The sequence below is a fragment of the Citrobacter telavivensis genome, assembly GCA_009363175.1.
Classification (GTDB): Bacteria; Pseudomonadota; Gammaproteobacteria; order Enterobacterales; family Enterobacteriaceae; genus Citrobacter_A; species Citrobacter_A telavivensis.
In genome coordinates this window covers 4169169-4185176 of sequence record CP045205.1, presented here as the reverse complement: position 1 = coordinate 4185176, position 16008 = coordinate 4169169, and the positions used below count along the sequence as shown (strand labels likewise).

Genomic DNA, 16008 nt, shown 5'->3' with positions numbered 1-16008 from the left:
AAGGACCAGGCAATGGCAATCCACGACCGTGCAGGCAAGCCTGCGCAACAAAGTGATTTGATTAACGTCGCTCAACTGACGGCACAATACTATGTACTGAAGCCCGCAAAAGGAAATGCGGAACACGCGGTGAAGTTCGGCACTTCCGGACACCGTGGCAGTGCAGGTCGTCATAGCTTCAACGAGCCCCACATTCTGGCGATTGCGCAGGCTATCGCGGAAGAGCGTGCGAAAAACGGCATTACGGGTCCGTGCTATGTGGGTAAAGACACCCATGCGCTGTCCGAACCGGCGTTTATCTCCGTACTGGAAGTGCTCGCAGCGAACGGTGTCGACGTGATTGTTCAGGAGAACAACGGTTTTACCCCAACGCCAGCAGTATCGAATGCAATTCTGGTCCACAACAAAAAAGGCGGCCCGCTGGCTGACGGTATTGTCATTACCCCGTCCCACAACCCGCCGGAAGATGGCGGCATTAAATACAACCCGCCTAACGGTGGCCCGGCAGATACTAACGTCACGAAAGTGGTGGAAGACCGCGCGAATGCGCTGCTGGCTGATGACCTCAAAGGCGTGAAACGTATTTCTCTGGATGCGGCGCTGGCGTCCGGTCATGTCAAAGAACAGGACCTGGTACAGCCGTTCGTTGAAGGGCTGGCGGACATCGTCGACATGGCTGCTATCCAGAAAGCCGGTCTGACGCTGGGCGTGGATCCGCTGGGCGGTTCCGGTATTGAATACTGGAAGCGTATCGCGGAGCATTACAAACTGAACCTGACCATCGTGAACGATCAGGTTGATCAAACCTTCCGTTTTATGCATCTCGATAAAGATGGCGCGATCCGTATGGACTGCTCGTCTGAGTGTGCGATGGCCGGTTTGCTCGCGCTGCGCGACAAGTTCGACCTGGCGTTCGCCAACGACCCCGATTATGACCGTCACGGTATTGTCACCCCGGCGGGGCTGATGAATCCGAACCACTATCTGGCGGTGGCGATCAACTACCTGTTCCAGCATCGTCCGCAGTGGGGTAAAGAGGTGGCCGTCGGTAAAACGCTGGTCTCTTCAGCCATGATCGACCGCGTGGTTAACGATCTGGGTCGCAAACTGGTAGAAGTCCCGGTTGGTTTTAAATGGTTTGTTGATGGTCTGTTTGACGGCAGCTTCGGCTTTGGCGGTGAAGAGAGCGCGGGGGCATCCTTCCTGCGTTTCGACGGTACGCCGTGGTCTACCGATAAAGACGGGATCATCATGTGCCTTCTGGCGGCAGAAATTACCGCCGTCACCGGGAAGAACCCGCAGGAGCACTACAACGAGCTTGCTGCCCGTTTTGGCGCGCCGAGCTACAACCGTCTGCAGGCAGGCGCAACGTCCGCACAAAAGGCGGCGCTGTCTAAACTGTCTCCGGAGATGGTCAGCGCCAGCACGCTGGCAGGTGACCCGATCACTGCGCGTCTGACCGCAGCACCGGGTAACGGTGCGTCGATTGGCGGTCTGAAAGTGATGACCGACAACGGCTGGTTCGCCGCGCGTCCGTCCGGTACGGAAGATGCGTACAAGATCTATTGCGAGAGCTTCCTCGGTGAAGAGCATCGCAAGCAGATCGAGAAAGAAGCCGTCGAAATTGTCAGCGAAGTGCTGAAAAACGCCTGAGTTAAAAAGTCGCATTAAAAAGGAGCCGATTGGCTCCTTTTTCTATTCCCGCACGCTTTCCCGTAGGCTGCCATCCGGCGTTGTTTTATTGCCTGAAGGCGCTTCGCTTATCAGGCCTACGCTCGCACGATATTGGAAGTTCGCGTGGTTATTGGGGGAGCTTATACGCCTGACGCGCTAATAACTTCCAGTCACCCGCGCTGTCTTTTTTCATCACCAGCATCACGCCGATTTTCACTTCGCCTGGTTTGCCGCTGTCGTTTGTTTTCGCCTCCAGAATATGGCGGACGATCGCGACATCGCCATCAATCTGAACAGTCTGATCGTTCAGATTTAAGGTCTTGAATTGTGATTTTCCTGTCACGATAGCGTCAACAAATTCGGCGTTATTTTCAATTCTTCCGCTGGAATGGCCATAGCTCAGGGAGGCGGTTCCCACTTTTTCCAGACTGGATTTTTCACCGCTCAGCATCGCCTGACGCATGCTTTCTACGGCATCTGTCACCGCTTTAACGTCTGTACTCTGTGCAAAGCAAGAGCTGCTTAACAGCAAGAGCGCCATACAAAATGCTTTTTTCATGTTCATCTCCTGATAGAAATTTTTGGCCTCAGTCGGCCCCTGAACCTAATGAAATTCTGTCGAAACATTCAGGATGTAAATAGAACATGCATTCATTAAAAATAAAACGATGTTTTAATGATGAACATCACAGACTGTGAAAAACGTTCTCGCTCTGATCGGATTACGCTTTCCTGTGCTCACCTTCTTCTTTTGCAGAAGTGAAAAAAAGGCGCCACAGGGCGCCTTTTATGACTGTCGTATAGCAATACGTCCACCGGGCAGGGTTTTAACCGTGCTTATTCTTCAGTTCAAAGCGCGGTGAGACCAGACCATAAAGCGTCCAGCCGAGGAAGGTCACGATGGAACCATACAGCATCGCTTCCTCACCTGACGAGTAGAGCGCATAGAAGCTGTACATCGCGCCCACGAACGCCACGAAGTTTGCCGATTTTGCTTTCGCCGCCGGAACATTCGCCACTCGCTGAATGATCACCAGCGCGGCCATCGACAGGATGTACGGGATGATGTTCGTTACCACGGCCAGGTTGACCAGCACGTTAAACTGGCTGTTCAGCGACGGGCTGATAGTCATCAACGATAAGCCGCTCTGGATGACCACAATCGTCAGCATTCCCTGAACGGGCGCATCGACTTTAGTCACGCGAGAGAAGATCCTGGGGAAATAACCTTCGTCGGCAGAGGATTTAAAGACCTGGGCAATCGTGAACTGCCAGCCTAACAGCGAGCCGCAGCAGGACATGATCATCAGCGCCATGATCACTTTACCCACTTCCGGCGTGAACATCTGCGCAAACGCCAGACCAAACGGGGCGGTCGAGTTTGCCAGATCCATGTTAGGCACAATCCCGGCAATGACGTTGGTGGAGACGATGTAGATCACCGCCGCGCCCAGCGTCCCGCCCAGTACGGCAATTGGTACGTTCTTTTCAGGGTTTTCCACCACTTCCGCGTTAGCACAAGCCGATTCAAGACCAAGAAACGCCCACAACGTCATCGCGATAGACGAACCGACCGCCGTGAAGAACGGTACGTTATGCGGGTTCCAGGAGTTGGCATACAGGGTTGGACTAAACCAGAACCAGCCGATGATACACAGACCGACCACCGGAATGATGACGCCCCAGACGGTGATACTGCTGATCTGTCCGGTAATGCGCGCACCGCCAAAGTTAGCAACCGTACAGATCCACAGCACGCCAATGGTGGCGAGACCGATTTGCACCGGGGTAAGACTAGCGCCAAATAGCTCGGTACCATAACCCACGGCGGAAATCGCGATGGCGACGTTGGCAATCAACAGCGACACCCCGTAGGTGTAGTTCGCCATAAAGTTGCCGGATTTACCAAACGCATATTCCGCGTAGCCACCCATCCCGCCGGATTTACGGCTAAACATGCCACACTTGGCGAACGCCCAGGCCAGCGCCATGGAACCGACGGCGGTAACCAGCCAGGAGATAATCGAAATGGTGCCGACTTCAGCCAGTTTGGTCGGCAGCATGATGATCCCGGAACCCATCATATTGACCATGGTCAGGATGGTGAGTTGCATCACGCCCATTTTATTGGATTTGGCTTTACTCATAATGCTTCTCCTTTCAACAGGCCAGTCTGTGCTTCGCGGGGTTTAATCACGTAGCACCACACCTGTTTGCGACCATCGCACTCTTTGACGTACACACCCTGAAGCTCCGGCGCAAAACCGGGCAGCAGGTTGATCCCTTCCTCCAGCGCGCTGAAGTAACGCAGTACCGCGCCGCCCCAGACTTCCCCCGGAACCACGCACAGCACGCCTGGCGGGTAAGGGAGCGCGCCTTCAGCGGCAATGCGGCCTTCGGCTTCTGGCAGAGGCACCAGATCCACTTCACCACGCAGATACGCGTAGTTGGCTTCCTGAGGGTTCATGCTAACGCGCGGGAAATGCGACTTACGGAACATCTCTTTTTGCAGCTGCTTCACGTTATGGCGTGCGTACAGGTCGTGCATCTCCTGACACAGCTGGCGCAGGGTATAACCGGCATAGCGCGCTTCGTGCTGTTTGTAGAGCGACGGCAGTACATCAGCCAGTGGCGCATCAGACTCCAGCAACCGCTCGAAACGCACCAACAGGGCGACGAGCTGTTGCAGTTTTGCCATATCTTCCGCCGGGGTCAGCAGGAACAGGATCGAGTTGAGGTCGCATTTTTCCGGCACCACGCCATTTTCACGCAGGAAGTTGGCAAGGATGGTTGCCGGGACGCCGAAGGTGTCGTATTCGCCGCTATGTGCGTTGATCCCCGGCGTGGTCAGCAGCAGTTTGCAGGGGTCAACAAAGTATTGATGCTCGGCGTACCCTTCAAACGCATGCCAGCGTTCGCCCGGGACGAAGTGGAAGAAGCGCAGGTCATTCGCAATTTCCGCGGTAGGGTAAGACTGCCACGGTTTACCCTCAATCCATTGCGGAACGAACGGGCGAATATGATGGCAGTTATCGAGGATCAGCTTACGGGCGTCGATACCGTTCGCCACGCAATCCATCCACATATTGCGACCACTGACGCCTTCGTGCATTTTGGCGTTAATATCCAGCGCCGCAAACAGCGGATAGAACGGGCTGGTGGAGGCGTGCATCATAAACGCATTATTCATGCGTTTATGCGGTACATAACGCGACTGGCCTTTGATATGGCTGTCTTTTTTGTGTATTTGCGAGGTCTGGGAGAAGCCTGCCTGCTGCTTGTGAACCGACTGCGTCACCAGAATACCCGGATCGTTTTCGTTCAGTTCCAGCAGGAGTGGTGAGCAATCCGCCATCATCGGGATAAACTGCTCATAGCCTACCCAGGCGGAGTCGAACAGGATGTAGTCGCAAAGGTGACCAATCTTATCCACCACCTGACGCGCGTTATAAATCGTGCCGTCGTAGGTCCCTAACTGGATGACGGCAAGACGGAACGGACGTGCATCCCGGGAACGTGGTGGTGCCACTTCGCTAACTAACTCACGCAGATAGCTCTCTTCAAAACAATGAGCATCGATCCCGCCGATGAAACCGTACGGGTTACGCGCCGTTTCCAGATAGACCGGCGTTGCGCCCGCCTGCAATAACGCGCCGTGATGGTTTGACTTATGGTTGTTGCGGTCGAAGAGCACCAGATCGCCCGGAGTGAGCAGCGCGTTAAGCACCACTTTGTTGGACGAAGAGGTTCCGTTCAGCACAAAGTAGGTTTTATCGGCATTAAACACCTTCGCGGCATGCTGCTGGGCAATGCACGGCGCGCCTTCGTGGATCAGCAAATCGCCCATTGCCACGTCGGCATTACACAGGTCGGAGCGGAAAAGCGCTTCGCCAAAATATTCCACGAACTGGTTGCCAGCCGGGTGACGGCGGAAAAACTCGCCACCCTGGTGTCCTGGGCAGTCGAAGGCGCTGTTCCCCTGGTTAACATAGTCAACCAGCGCGCGGAAGAACGGGGGTCGTAATTGCGTTTCGTAATGGCTGGCTGCCGTTTCTAACTGACGACCGTAGAAAGCGGTACGGGCTTCGTGACATTCAAATACGCCCGAAATGCGTGGTAGATATTCTGCCGGAACGCGCTCTTCCTCTTCCGTTGCGATGAAGACGGGAATACCGTAGCCGGTCGCGTCAATTTCATCGAGTTTTCCACGTTCAATATCATTGACAGATAACACCACTGCAGCCACATCAATAAAATGGCTTTCATCAACATTCACAATCGTGCGTTGTGTAGAAAAACAGTCAGGACAAGAACGACTCACGGCAATTTTTAATTCAGACATTTTCATCTCTTTATTTTCAGGTAATAGCAGGTCCTCAATTTCTCGAATGAGAAACTGATAACTCCGGAATAAAAGCAAAGTGTGTCCCCTGATAAATAAATCAGTAAATTGCTTTTTTTAGGATGCAAAAAACCTTACCTGTCCGGTCACAGGCGAATCAAGGCTTAAGCAGAGTGAGCACTGAGGAATACAGGCGTGAGCCTGTGATACAGCGAGTCAGGAAGACCTGTATGCTGGAGTGCCCATAGTCGAAAGACTAACGGGCATTAAAGAAATGAAAGTCAAAGCTATTACGGTGGGCAAACATCATAATATGCGTTGTCCGCCTTATATGGGGCATTGTACGGCTATTATTTTCCATTTTGCTTACCTTTACTGGATGAGTGGAAGGTGAGGGTATTTTATCCAGGAAATGGCATCATTCTGTGAAGGGGATCAATAATAAACGATCATTTTCAAAATAATTAGTCGCTGTTTATGCATATCGTGCGATAAGATATCACATTGTTATTTATATGTTATATAAATGTATTTTATTATTTTTTTAGGATTTTACTTGTGATGGGAAATATATCTATTGTGACACAAAAAATAATAAAGATATTATTTTTGTTTTATTTAAAATAAATGAATAACCATTCAGGGCATAAAACGATAGCCAATGCCGGTTTCGGTAATGAAATGGCGGGGTCGGGCGGGATCATGCTCCAGTTTCTGTCGCAAGTGGCCCATATAAATACGCAAATAGTGACTGTGCTCGACGGCGTTCGGTCCCCAGACCTGGTTCAACAACTGGCGCTGGGTAAGCACTTTTCCGGCGTTGTTAAGCAATACGGCCAGCAGGCGAAACTCAATCGGCGTCAGGTGGATTTCCGTTTCACCGCGATGAATCAGATGTGCAGCGAGGTCTACCTCCACATCGGAAAAGCGCACCACCGGTTCGGGGGAGGGGGTGGCGGAATGACGGCGCAGGGCAACGCGCAGGCGCGCCTGTAACTCGCCAATGCCAAAAGGCTTGCTCAGATAGTCATCGGCACCCGCGTCCAGCGCGGCAATTTTGTCACTCTCTTCGCTACGGGCAGAGAGCACAATCACCGGGACGGCGCTCCACTGTCGCAGGTCGCGAATAAAATCAATACCATCACCATCCGGCAGGCCGAGATCGAGAATAATGAGATCGGGCTTGCGCGTTGCCGCCTCCAGCAAGCCGCGTTGAAGGGTCTCGGCTTCGTACACGCGCAGACCATCGGCTTCCAGCGCGGTACGCAGAAAGCGGCGAATGGCTTGCTCATCTTCAACAATCAGAACGTTTGTCACATATCCTCATGAAAATCTTCAAGTTCTGGCGGGGCTTCTTGCACCAGTGTAACACGGAAACAGGCACCGCCCTGAGGGCGATTATAGACGGCAATTGTCCCGCCATGCACTTCCACAATCGCCCGACAAATGGCCAGCCCCAGCCCAACGCCCGGCACCGCTGACTCTTTGTTCCCCCGCGCGAATTTATCGAAAACGCGCTGCTCCTGACCTTGCGGAATGCCCGGCCCATTATCCCAGACGTCAAGTTGCAGATGTTTGTCTGCCACGTGTGCGTCGATACCGATCTCCGCCTGCGGTCCGGCATATTTGATGGCATTTTCCAGCAGGTTAATCAGCACCCGCTCGAACAGCGGGCCATCGACATGAATGAGGGTCAGCGGCGCGGGCAGGGAAAGATTCACCGGATGAACCAGGCCGGGTTCCAGCATTTTCAGCGCGCTGCCGACCACTTCTTCCAGCGTCAGCCACTCTTTCTTGAGGTTGAAACCGCCCGACTGAATGCGTGCCATATCCAACAGATTGTTGACCAGGCGGGTGGTATTCAGCACATGCTGGCGAATTTCGCTGGCCTGTCTGGCATGGGGCGAGCCTTCGCTGGCGAGGTCGAGCGTGAGGATTTCCGCCTGACCAAACAGCACGGTTAGCGGGGTACGCAGGTCGTGAGAAAGCGCGGCGAGCAGGGCGTTTCGCAGGCTTTCACGTTCGCTGGCCATCCGCGCCAGTTCTTCGCTGGCCGTTAAGGTCAGGCGCTCCAGCGCATTCGCTACCAGCAGGGTGAACGTTTCCAGCAGTCGCTGCTGTTCGGGGATCATCAACTGGCGCAAATTGCCCGGTTCAACAACCACCAGTCCGTGTGTTTTGTCGGCACTGCGTAAAGGCAGGATCTGGTACGGCACGCCGGGCAGGGTATCGGTGCCGGCGCCCGCCGGTAACCCTTTATCAAAGCTCCAGCGGGCAATGGCATCATCCCAGGGCGTCATTCCCTGCTGGTGGGTGAGGGCGCTCAGTTTACCCTCTTCATCCGGCAACAAAATCTGGCTGCGGGCATGAAACGTGGAGGCAATAAATTGTTCGCTGGTGGTGGCGATATCGTGTGCACGGCGTCCCATCGCCAGCGCTTTCGACATCTCATAAAGATGACGCGTTCTCTGTTCCCGATAGCGCGCGACGCGGGCCTGGTAACGCACCCCCGCCGTCAGGTTACCGACGATCAGGCCCACCGTCAGCATGACGCCAAAGGTGAGGAGATACTGCACGTCTGAGACGGCGAGCGTGCCGCGTGGCGCAATGAAAAACAGGTCAAAACTGACCACGCTAATAAAGGTGGCAAACACCGACGGCCAGCGGCCATAGAAGAGCGCGATGACCACCACGCCAAGTAGATAGAGCATCACCAGGTTAGCGGCATCAAAGGCGGCCAGCCACTGGCTGGCAATAAAGGTGGTAAGGGCGCAGAGTGCGACAGCGACCAGACCGCCCTGAATTTGCACCCGCCATTTGTCCTTAAAGGCGCGGGTATCAGGCACAGACGTCAGCGCCCTGACCGGCGGATCGTCCAGGGCAACAACCATCAGATCCAGTTCCGGCGCGCGTTTCGCCAGCCGGTCGGCAAACGAATCCCGGTGCCACCAGCGCCGCGTGGTCGGGCGTCCCAGCACAATTTTTCCCAGATTGTGCTCGCGGGCGTAGCGAACCACCGCTTTGTCTTCACTGGGGTCGGACAGCGTGGCGGTTTCCGCGCCTAACTCTTGCGCCAGTCGCAGGGCATGCAGAATATTACGCCGCTGCTTTTCGGGCAGACGATGCAGCGCCGGCGTTTCGACGTAGACGGCGTGCCAGACGCTGCCCAGTCGAGATGCCAGTCGCGCGGCGGTGCGCACCAGTTTTTCACTGCCGGTGTTGTGACCAATGCAGAGCAGAATGGCGTCACGGGTATGCCAGACCTTTTCTTCACCTGGACGGCCCCGCCATGCGCGCATCTGATCGTCCACCCGATCGGCGGTACGGCGCAGCGCCAGCTCGCGTAGCGCGATTAAATTGCCCTTGCGGAAGAAGTGTTCGATAGCGCGCTCGGCCTGTCCGGCGATATAGACTTTGCCCTCTTTCAGGCGCTGACGCAGATCGTCAGGAGGCAGGTCGACCAGCACCACCTCGTCGGCAGCGTCAAAAAACGGATCCGGTACGGTTTCGCGTACCTGAATTCCCGTCACGCCACTGACCACGTCGTTCAGGCTTTCAAGATGCTGCACGTTGACGGTGGTAAAGACATCAATACCGGCATCGAGCAGTTCTTCAATGTCCTGCCAGCGCTTGGGATGACGTGAGCCTGGCGCATTACTGTGCGCCAGTTCATCCATTAAGATCAGCGCCGGACGACGGGCGAGCGCCGCATCGAGATCGAACTCGCTGATATGTCGTCCGTGGCGTGCCTGCCGCCTCAATGGCAGGATGCTGAGACCGTCCAGCAGGGCAGCGGTCTCTTTGCGTCCGTGCGTTTCCACCACGCCAATCAGGATGTCCAGTCCCTGTGCGCGCAGGCGTTGGGCTTCGGCGAGCATGGCCCAGGTTTTTCCGACGCCCGCACAGGCACCGAAGAAAATTTTCAGTTTTCCGCGATGCGGGGCAACCGCCTGCTCCAGCAGGCGATCGGGATCGGGGCGTAAAACGTCATCATCAACCATCAGAGCCCGTCCAGCGCTAAATTGAGTTCCACAATATTGACCACCGACGGACCGATAAAGCTCACCGGCGGTTTCTGCGTGTATTTTGCAACCAGTCGCGTCACCTGTTCAATGGTGAGATGGCGAGCCTGCGCCACGCGAGGGATTTGCCACGCCACCGCGGCGGGCGTCAGGTTGTTGTCCAGCCCGCTCGCGGAGGCGGTGACCAGTTCCACCGGTACGCTACGACTAGCCTGCGGGTTGGCGGCGCGCAGGGCAGCGATCCGGCTTTGCAGTTGTTTATCCAGTTCCGGGTTACTGACGGCGAGATTACTGCCGCCGGAAGCCATCGGATTATAGGGCATTTCAGCGGTGGCCGAAGGCCGTCCCTGGAAATAGCCTTCAGAGGTAAAGTTCTGCCCGATTAGCGCAGAACCGCGCACCCCGTGGTCATCCAGAATCAGTGAACCGTTGGCCTGATGCGGGAACCACCATTGCCCAAGCGCAGTGGTCAGCAGCGGATACACGCCGCCCGTTAGCAGCATCAGGAACATCATTGTTGAGAACAGCGGACGTAAACCACTCATCAGACACCTCACACCAGACCCAGCAGGGTCAACAGTAAATCAATCACTTTGATGCCAATAAACGGCACAACCAGACCACCCAGACCGTAGATCCACAGGTTACGACGCAGCATGGCTGACGCGGAAAGCGGTTTGTAGCTCACGCCTTTCAGCGCCAGCGGGATCAGAAAGACAATGATCAAGGCGTTAAAAATTACCGCGCTCAGGATGGCCGAATCAGGCGAATGCAGACGCATAATGTTCAGCGCATTCAACTGCGGATAGGTCGCGGCGAACGCGGCCGGAATGATCGCGAAGTACTTCGCCACGTCGTTGGCGATACTGAAGGTGGTCAGCGAACCGCGCGTCATTAGCATCTGTTTGCCGATGTGCACCACTTCGATAAGCTTGGTGGGATTGGAGTCGAGATCCACCATGTTGCCTGCTTCTTTTGCCGCCTGCGTACCGGAGTTCATCGCCACCGCGACATCGGCCTGGGCCAGCGCCGGGGCGTCGTTGGTGCCATCACCGGTCATTGCCACCAGGCGACCTTCAGCCTGGTACTGGCGGATGAGCGCCAGTTTAGCCTCCGGGGTCGCTTCGGCAAGGAAGTCATCTACGCCCGCTTCGGCGGCGATGGCTGCGGCGGTCAGACGGTTATCGCCGGTAATCATCACCGTTTTGATACCCATTTTACGCAACTGGGCAAAACGCTCTTTTATCCCGCCCTTGACGATATCTTTCAGCGCGATCACGCCTAATACGCGGGAACCTTCCGCCACCACGAGCGGTGTGGCACCCAGACGGGCGACGCTATCCACCTTCTGCTCAACATCCGCCGGGAACTGGCCGCCGTTGGCCTCAACGTGGCGACGGATAGCATCGACAGAGCCTTTACGAATCATCCGGTTGTCGATGTTAATGCCGCTCATGCGACTCTGGGCGGTAAAGGGAACAAAGGTGGCATGCAGCGACTGCACGTCACGCTCGCGCAGGTTAAACCGCTGCTTGGCGAGGATTACGATGCTGCGGCCTTCCGGCGTCTCATCGGCTAATGAAGAGAGCTGTGCGGCGTCGGCCAGCGTTTTTTCATCCACGCCCTGTGCAGGCAGGAAGTCCGAGGCCTGACGGTTGCCCAGCGTGATAGTGCCGGTTTTGTCCAGCAGCAGTACGTCCACGTCGCCTGCGGCCTCCACTGCGCGTCCGCTGGTGGCGATGACGTTCGCGCCGAGCATACGGCTCATCCCGGCAACGCCAATGGCGGAGAGCAACCCGCCGATAGTCGTCGGGATCAGACAAACCAGCAGGGCGACCAGTACCGTGACGCTGACCGCGTGACCGCCCCAGACTGAAAACGGCCACAGCGTGGCGGTTGCCAATAAAAAGACAATCGTCAGGGCGACCAGCAAAATAGTCAGGGCAATCTCGTTGGGCGTTTTACGGCGCTGCGCGCCTTCGACCATGGCGATCATCCGGTCAAGGAAGGTTTCGCCAGGGTTCACGCTGCATTCGATCACCAGCCAGTCGGAGAGAATGCGCGTCCCGCCGGTTACCGAGGCAAAATCGCCGCCGGACTCACGAATTACCGGCGCGGACTCGCCGGTAATGGCGCTTTCATCCACGGAGGCACCGCCTTCAATGACTTCGCCGTCGCAGGGAATAATATCGCCTGCTTCCACCAGCACGATATCGCCTTTGCGCAGCTCATCGGCCGGGACGTGGTCCATCTTCGCGCCGTACTTCGGCTCACGCAGTTTGCGCGCGAAGGCGGTTTTTTTAACCCCTTTGAGGCTGTTGGCCTGCGCTTTACTGCGCCCCTCGGCGAGCGCTTCGGCAAAGTTGGCAAACAGTACGGTGACCCACAGCCACAGACTGATTGCCCCGGTAAACAGCGCGCTGCCCGCCATCTGTCCCGTCGCCATCGCGAGCGCGATAGCGGTAGTCAGCAGGCTGCCAATCCAGACGATGAACATCACCGGGTTGCGCCACTGGGTATGTGGACTTAATTTTTTCACTGCGTCCATCAGCGCCTGAGCGACCAGAGAGGGTTCGAACAGCGCCAGTTGTTTGCGACTCATAACATTCTGCTCCGCATTGCTCAGCGTAAGGAAAGATGTTCAGCGACTGGGCCAAGCGCCAGTGCGGGAATAAAGGTCAGGGCGCCGACTAACAGCACAGTGCCTATCAGTAAACCGATAAACAGCGCGCCGTGGGTCGCCAGCGTACCAGGACTGGCCGGTTGGCTTTTTTTCGCCACCAGCGAGCCGGCAATCGCCATCACCGGGATGATGACCCCGAAGCGGCCGACAAACATGCAGAATGCCAGCAGGCAGTTCCAGAACGGGGTGTTGGCGCTCAGACCGGCAAAGGCGCTGCCGTTGTTGTTGGCCGCTGAAGAGACGGCGTACAGCACTTCACTAAAGCCGTGTGGACCGGGGTTGAGCATGGCGCTACGTCCCGCATTGGTCATCATGGCGAGCGCGGTACCGAGTAAAACCAGCGCAGGGGTGACCAGAATCGCCAGCGCGGTCATTTTCATCTCGCGAACATCAATTTTTTTGCCCAGGTATTCCGGTGTGCGACCAATCATCAGCCCGGCGATAAACACCGCCAGCAGCACGAACAGCAGCATGCCGTAAAGACCTGAACCAACGCCGCCGAATACCACTTCACCAATTTGCATTAGCCACATCGGCACCATGCCGCCCAGCGCGGTCAACGAGTCGTGCATGGCGATCACCGCGCCGCAAGAGGCCGCCGTCGTGACCACGGCAAACAGACTGCTCACCAGCACGCCAAAGCGGCTCTCTTTACCTTCCATATTGAGACTGGAATCTGCGCCAAACTGCAGCAGATGCGGGTTGCCCTGAACTTCTGCCCACATCACTACCGCAACGCAGACGATAAAGATGAGCGACATGGCCCACAGCAGCATCCGTCCCTGACGACGATCGCCTGCCGCGTCGCCAAACGCGAAGCAGAGTGCGGCTGGAATTAAAAAGATCGCCAGCATTTGCACCATGTTGGTCAGCGCAGTGGGGTTTTCGAATGGATGCGCAGAGTTAGCGTTAAAGAAACCGCCGCCGTTGGTCCCCAGCATTTTGATGGCTTCCTGCGAGGCCACTGGCCCCATCGGCAGCAGTTGTTGCACGCCTTCAAGGGTGGTGAAGGGTTGATAGGGCAGCAGGTTTTGCAGGCTGCCTTGCTGAATAAAGAACAGCGCAATCACCAGCGCGATGGGGCATAAGATCCACAGCGTAATGCGTACCAGATCGACCCACGCATTGCCCAGCGTGCTCATGCTCTGGCGCGTAAAGGCGCGGATCAGGGCAAATACCACGGCGATCCCGGTTGCGGCAGATAAAAAGTTTTGTACCGTCAGTCCGGCCATCTGGCTGAAGTAGCTTAAGGTGGTTTCCCCGCTGTAGGACTGCCAGTTGGTGTTAGCCACAAAGCTGACCGCGGTGTTGAGCGCCAGATGCCACGACAGGCCAGGCAGCTGCTGTGGATTCAGCGGCAGAAGGTTCTGCCACAACAACAACAGAAACAGGATGGTCAGCCCCAGCATATTCAGCGCGAGGATCGCCAGCAGGTACTGCTTCCAGTTCATTTCGCGTGACGAAATGCCCAGCCCGCGCCAGATCAGGCGCTCAATACCTGCCGTACCGGGTAGCGAGTTATTGCCGATCAGCCGCGCCAGGCCCGTGCCTAACGATCTTGCGAGTACGAATAAAATCACCAGGAAACTGAAGATGAGTAAAAATCCTTGCGCAGCCATCAGAACGCCTCCGCATTGATTAATGCATACACCAGGTAACCTAATAATAAGAAAATCAGCACGATGCCGATTATCACGCCTGCACTCACAGTGCACCTCCAGTGGCATAAATGAGATAAACAAAGCGTAAATATCTGGCTGCAAAGATTTCGCAAAAATCGGCGTCGGGGGTGTAAAAAAAGTATAAAAATGGCAAAGACCATCATTTAACTAATGATTAGTATTAATTTAACCTTTATGTAACTTAATTACGCGATAAAGATAAACAAAGCGTAAATAGCTAAAAATAAGTGGTCGGATGAGTAGTAAAATTACACGCAAAGCGGTACTATTTTCAGCAGATAACCAATTTGACTTTACCGGTGATGATTACCGGCCAGATAAAGGGGAGAGAATCATGGGGTTGTACAAAGAATATCCAGCACATGTTGTATTGTTACGCCGTACTTTCGCCGTCGTGGCTGGGGTGCTGGCGCTGCCGGTCATGTTGTTCTGGAAAGACCGCGCCCGTTTTTATAGCTATTTACACCGTGTGTGGTCAAAAACCAGCGATAAACCGGTGTGGATGGATCAGGCTGAAAAAGCCACCGGCGATTTCTACTAAGCCTATCGCGTTCAGAAAAACCGCCAACAGCAATGTGGCGGTTTTTTTATGTCTCTGTGTCTACACTTATTTCAGGAATGGAAAAGGAGACATCATGAGCGAGAAAATCCCTGTTGGCATTAGCGCCTGTTTGTTAGGGGAGGCGGTTCGCTTTGATGGTGGACATAAGCGCCTGACCTTTGCAGTCGAAGAACTTTCACCGTGGGTGCACTTTGAACCCGTTTGTCCGGAAATGGCGATCGGCCTGGCGGTGCCGCGTCCTGCACTGCGTTTAGTCAAAATGGAAGAGGCAATTGCATTGCGTTTCAGCGATCGGCGGGAGGGCGATTTAACCCAGATGATGACCGCGTTCAGTGAAGAACGTGTCAGTCGTTTCGAACACCTTTGTGGTTATATCGTCTGTGCGAAATCCCCCAGTTGCGGCATGGAACGCGTACGCGTGTATGACGCGGAAGGAAAAAACAACCGTAAGGCCGGGCGCGGTATCTATACCGCAGTGCTGATGGCGCGCTTTCCGTGTCTCCCGGTTGAAGAAGACGGGCGACTGCACGATCCACAGTTACGAGAAAATTTTGTCGCGCGGATTTATGCACTGCATGAATTGCATGGTCTTCGCCAACAAGGACTGACGCGCGGCGCGCTGATTAACTATCACAGCCGCTATAAACTGTTACTGCTGGCTCATTCACAGCCGGAATACCGCGAACTGGGGCGCTTTGTCGCTGCTATCCACGAATGGGAAAACCTGGATGCGTTTTTCATTGAATATCGTCTGCGCCTGATGAAACTGCTGTCCCATCCTGCCACCCGGCGTAACCATACCAATGTCCTGATGCACGTTCAGGGCTATTTTCGCAAACAGCTCAATGCCCGTCAGCGGCAGGAGTTGGCTTCCCTCATTGACGGCTACCGACGCGCTACGCAACCACTGCTTGCGCCAGTCACGCTGCTCAAACACTATATGGCGGAATATCCGGATGCGTATCTCTCCGGGCAACGCTATTTTGATCCCTGGCCGGAAGCCCTGCGGCTGCGCTACGGGAGCTGATTTTTTCTTTCGGGAG

13 protein-coding genes are annotated in these 16008 nt (G+C 55.3%); 3 read left to right on the top strand and 10 right to left on the bottom strand.

The features are described 5' to 3' along the window. Positions 1-12 precede the first annotated feature (12 nt). On the top strand, positions 13-1653 hold the full coding sequence (locus GBC03_22510; GenBank protein ID QFS72778.1) for an alpha-D-glucose phosphate-specific phosphoglucomutase: 1641 nt from the start codon (positions 13-15) through the stop codon (positions 1651-1653). A 148-nt stretch (positions 1654-1801) separates the two neighbouring features. Here the strand turns inward: GBC03_22510 and GBC03_22505 are convergent, their stop codons facing one another. The 10 genes from GBC03_22505 to kdpF form a co-directional block, all read right to left on the bottom strand. Beyond that, complete coding sequence (locus tag GBC03_22505; protein QFS72777.1) at positions 1802-2233, bottom strand: DUF4440 domain-containing protein; 432 nt, start codon at positions 2231-2233, stop codon at positions 1802-1804. A 268-nt stretch (positions 2234-2501) separates the two neighbouring features. Then, positions 2502-3821 carry a putrescine-ornithine antiporter gene (gene potE / locus GBC03_22500; GenBank protein QFS72776.1) on the bottom strand — a complete coding sequence of 440 codons (1320 nt, stop codon included), beginning with the start codon at positions 3819-3821 and terminating at the stop codon, positions 2502-2504. Next, positions 3818-6016 (bottom strand): ornithine decarboxylase SpeF, encoded by a 2199-nt coding sequence (gene speF / locus GBC03_22495; GenBank protein ID QFS72775.1) that lies wholly within the window; start codon positions 6014-6016, stop codon positions 3818-3820. Before speF ends, potE begins: the two co-directional genes overlap by 4 nt. Before the next feature lie 256 nt (positions 6017-6272). Continuing rightward, positions 6273-6377 carry a DUF2618 domain-containing protein gene (locus tag GBC03_22490; GenBank protein ID QFS72774.1) on the bottom strand — a complete coding sequence of 35 codons (105 nt, stop codon included), beginning with the start codon at positions 6375-6377 and terminating at the stop codon, positions 6273-6275. Positions 6378-6655: 278 nt separating this feature from the next. Beyond that, the gene (kdpE, locus tag GBC03_22485; GenBank protein ID QFS72773.1) at positions 6656-7333 is read right to left on the bottom strand and encodes a two-component system response regulator KdpE; all 678 of its coding nucleotides are present in this window, start codon (positions 7331-7333) and stop codon (positions 6656-6658) included. Beyond that, positions 7330-10017: a two-component system sensor histidine kinase KdbD gene (gene kdbD, locus GBC03_22480; protein ID QFS72772.1), complete on the bottom strand. Its 2688-nt coding sequence runs from the start codon at positions 10015-10017 to the stop codon at positions 7330-7332. The genes kdpE and kdbD overlap by 4 nt, the downstream gene beginning before the upstream one ends. Beyond that, positions 10017-10583, bottom strand: a complete 567-nt coding sequence (gene kdpC / locus GBC03_22475) for a potassium-transporting ATPase subunit KdpC (protein QFS72771.1) — start codon at positions 10581-10583, stop codon at positions 10017-10019. The genes kdbD and kdpC overlap by 1 nt, the downstream gene beginning before the upstream one ends. Positions 10584-10591: 8 nt before the next feature. Beyond that, complete coding sequence (kdpB, locus tag GBC03_22470; protein ID QFS72770.1) at positions 10592-12640, bottom strand: potassium-transporting ATPase subunit KdpB; 2049 nt, start codon at positions 12638-12640, stop codon at positions 10592-10594. A gap of 20 nt (positions 12641-12660) precedes the next feature. Next, positions 12661-14340: a potassium-transporting ATPase subunit KdpA gene (gene kdpA, locus GBC03_22465; GenBank protein ID QFS72769.1), complete on the bottom strand. Its 1680-nt coding sequence runs from the start codon at positions 14338-14340 to the stop codon at positions 12661-12663. Then, the gene (gene kdpF / locus GBC03_22460; GenBank protein ID QFS72768.1) at positions 14340-14429 is read right to left on the bottom strand and encodes a K(+)-transporting ATPase subunit F; all 90 of its coding nucleotides are present in this window, start codon (positions 14427-14429) and stop codon (positions 14340-14342) included. The genes kdpA and kdpF overlap by 1 nt, the downstream gene beginning before the upstream one ends. Before the next feature lie 308 nt (positions 14430-14737). Here kdpF and GBC03_22455 point away from each other — a divergent pair, with 308 nt between their 5' ends. Continuing rightward, positions 14738-14944: a DUF2517 family protein gene (locus tag GBC03_22455; protein ID QFS72767.1), complete on the top strand. Its 207-nt coding sequence runs from the start codon at positions 14738-14740 to the stop codon at positions 14942-14944. Between the two features lie 94 nt (positions 14945-15038). After that, on the top strand, positions 15039-15992 hold the full coding sequence (locus GBC03_22450) for a DUF1722 domain-containing protein (GenBank protein ID QFS72766.1): 954 nt from the start codon (positions 15039-15041) through the stop codon (positions 15990-15992). The last annotated feature ends 16 nt before the right edge of the window (positions 15993-16008 follow it).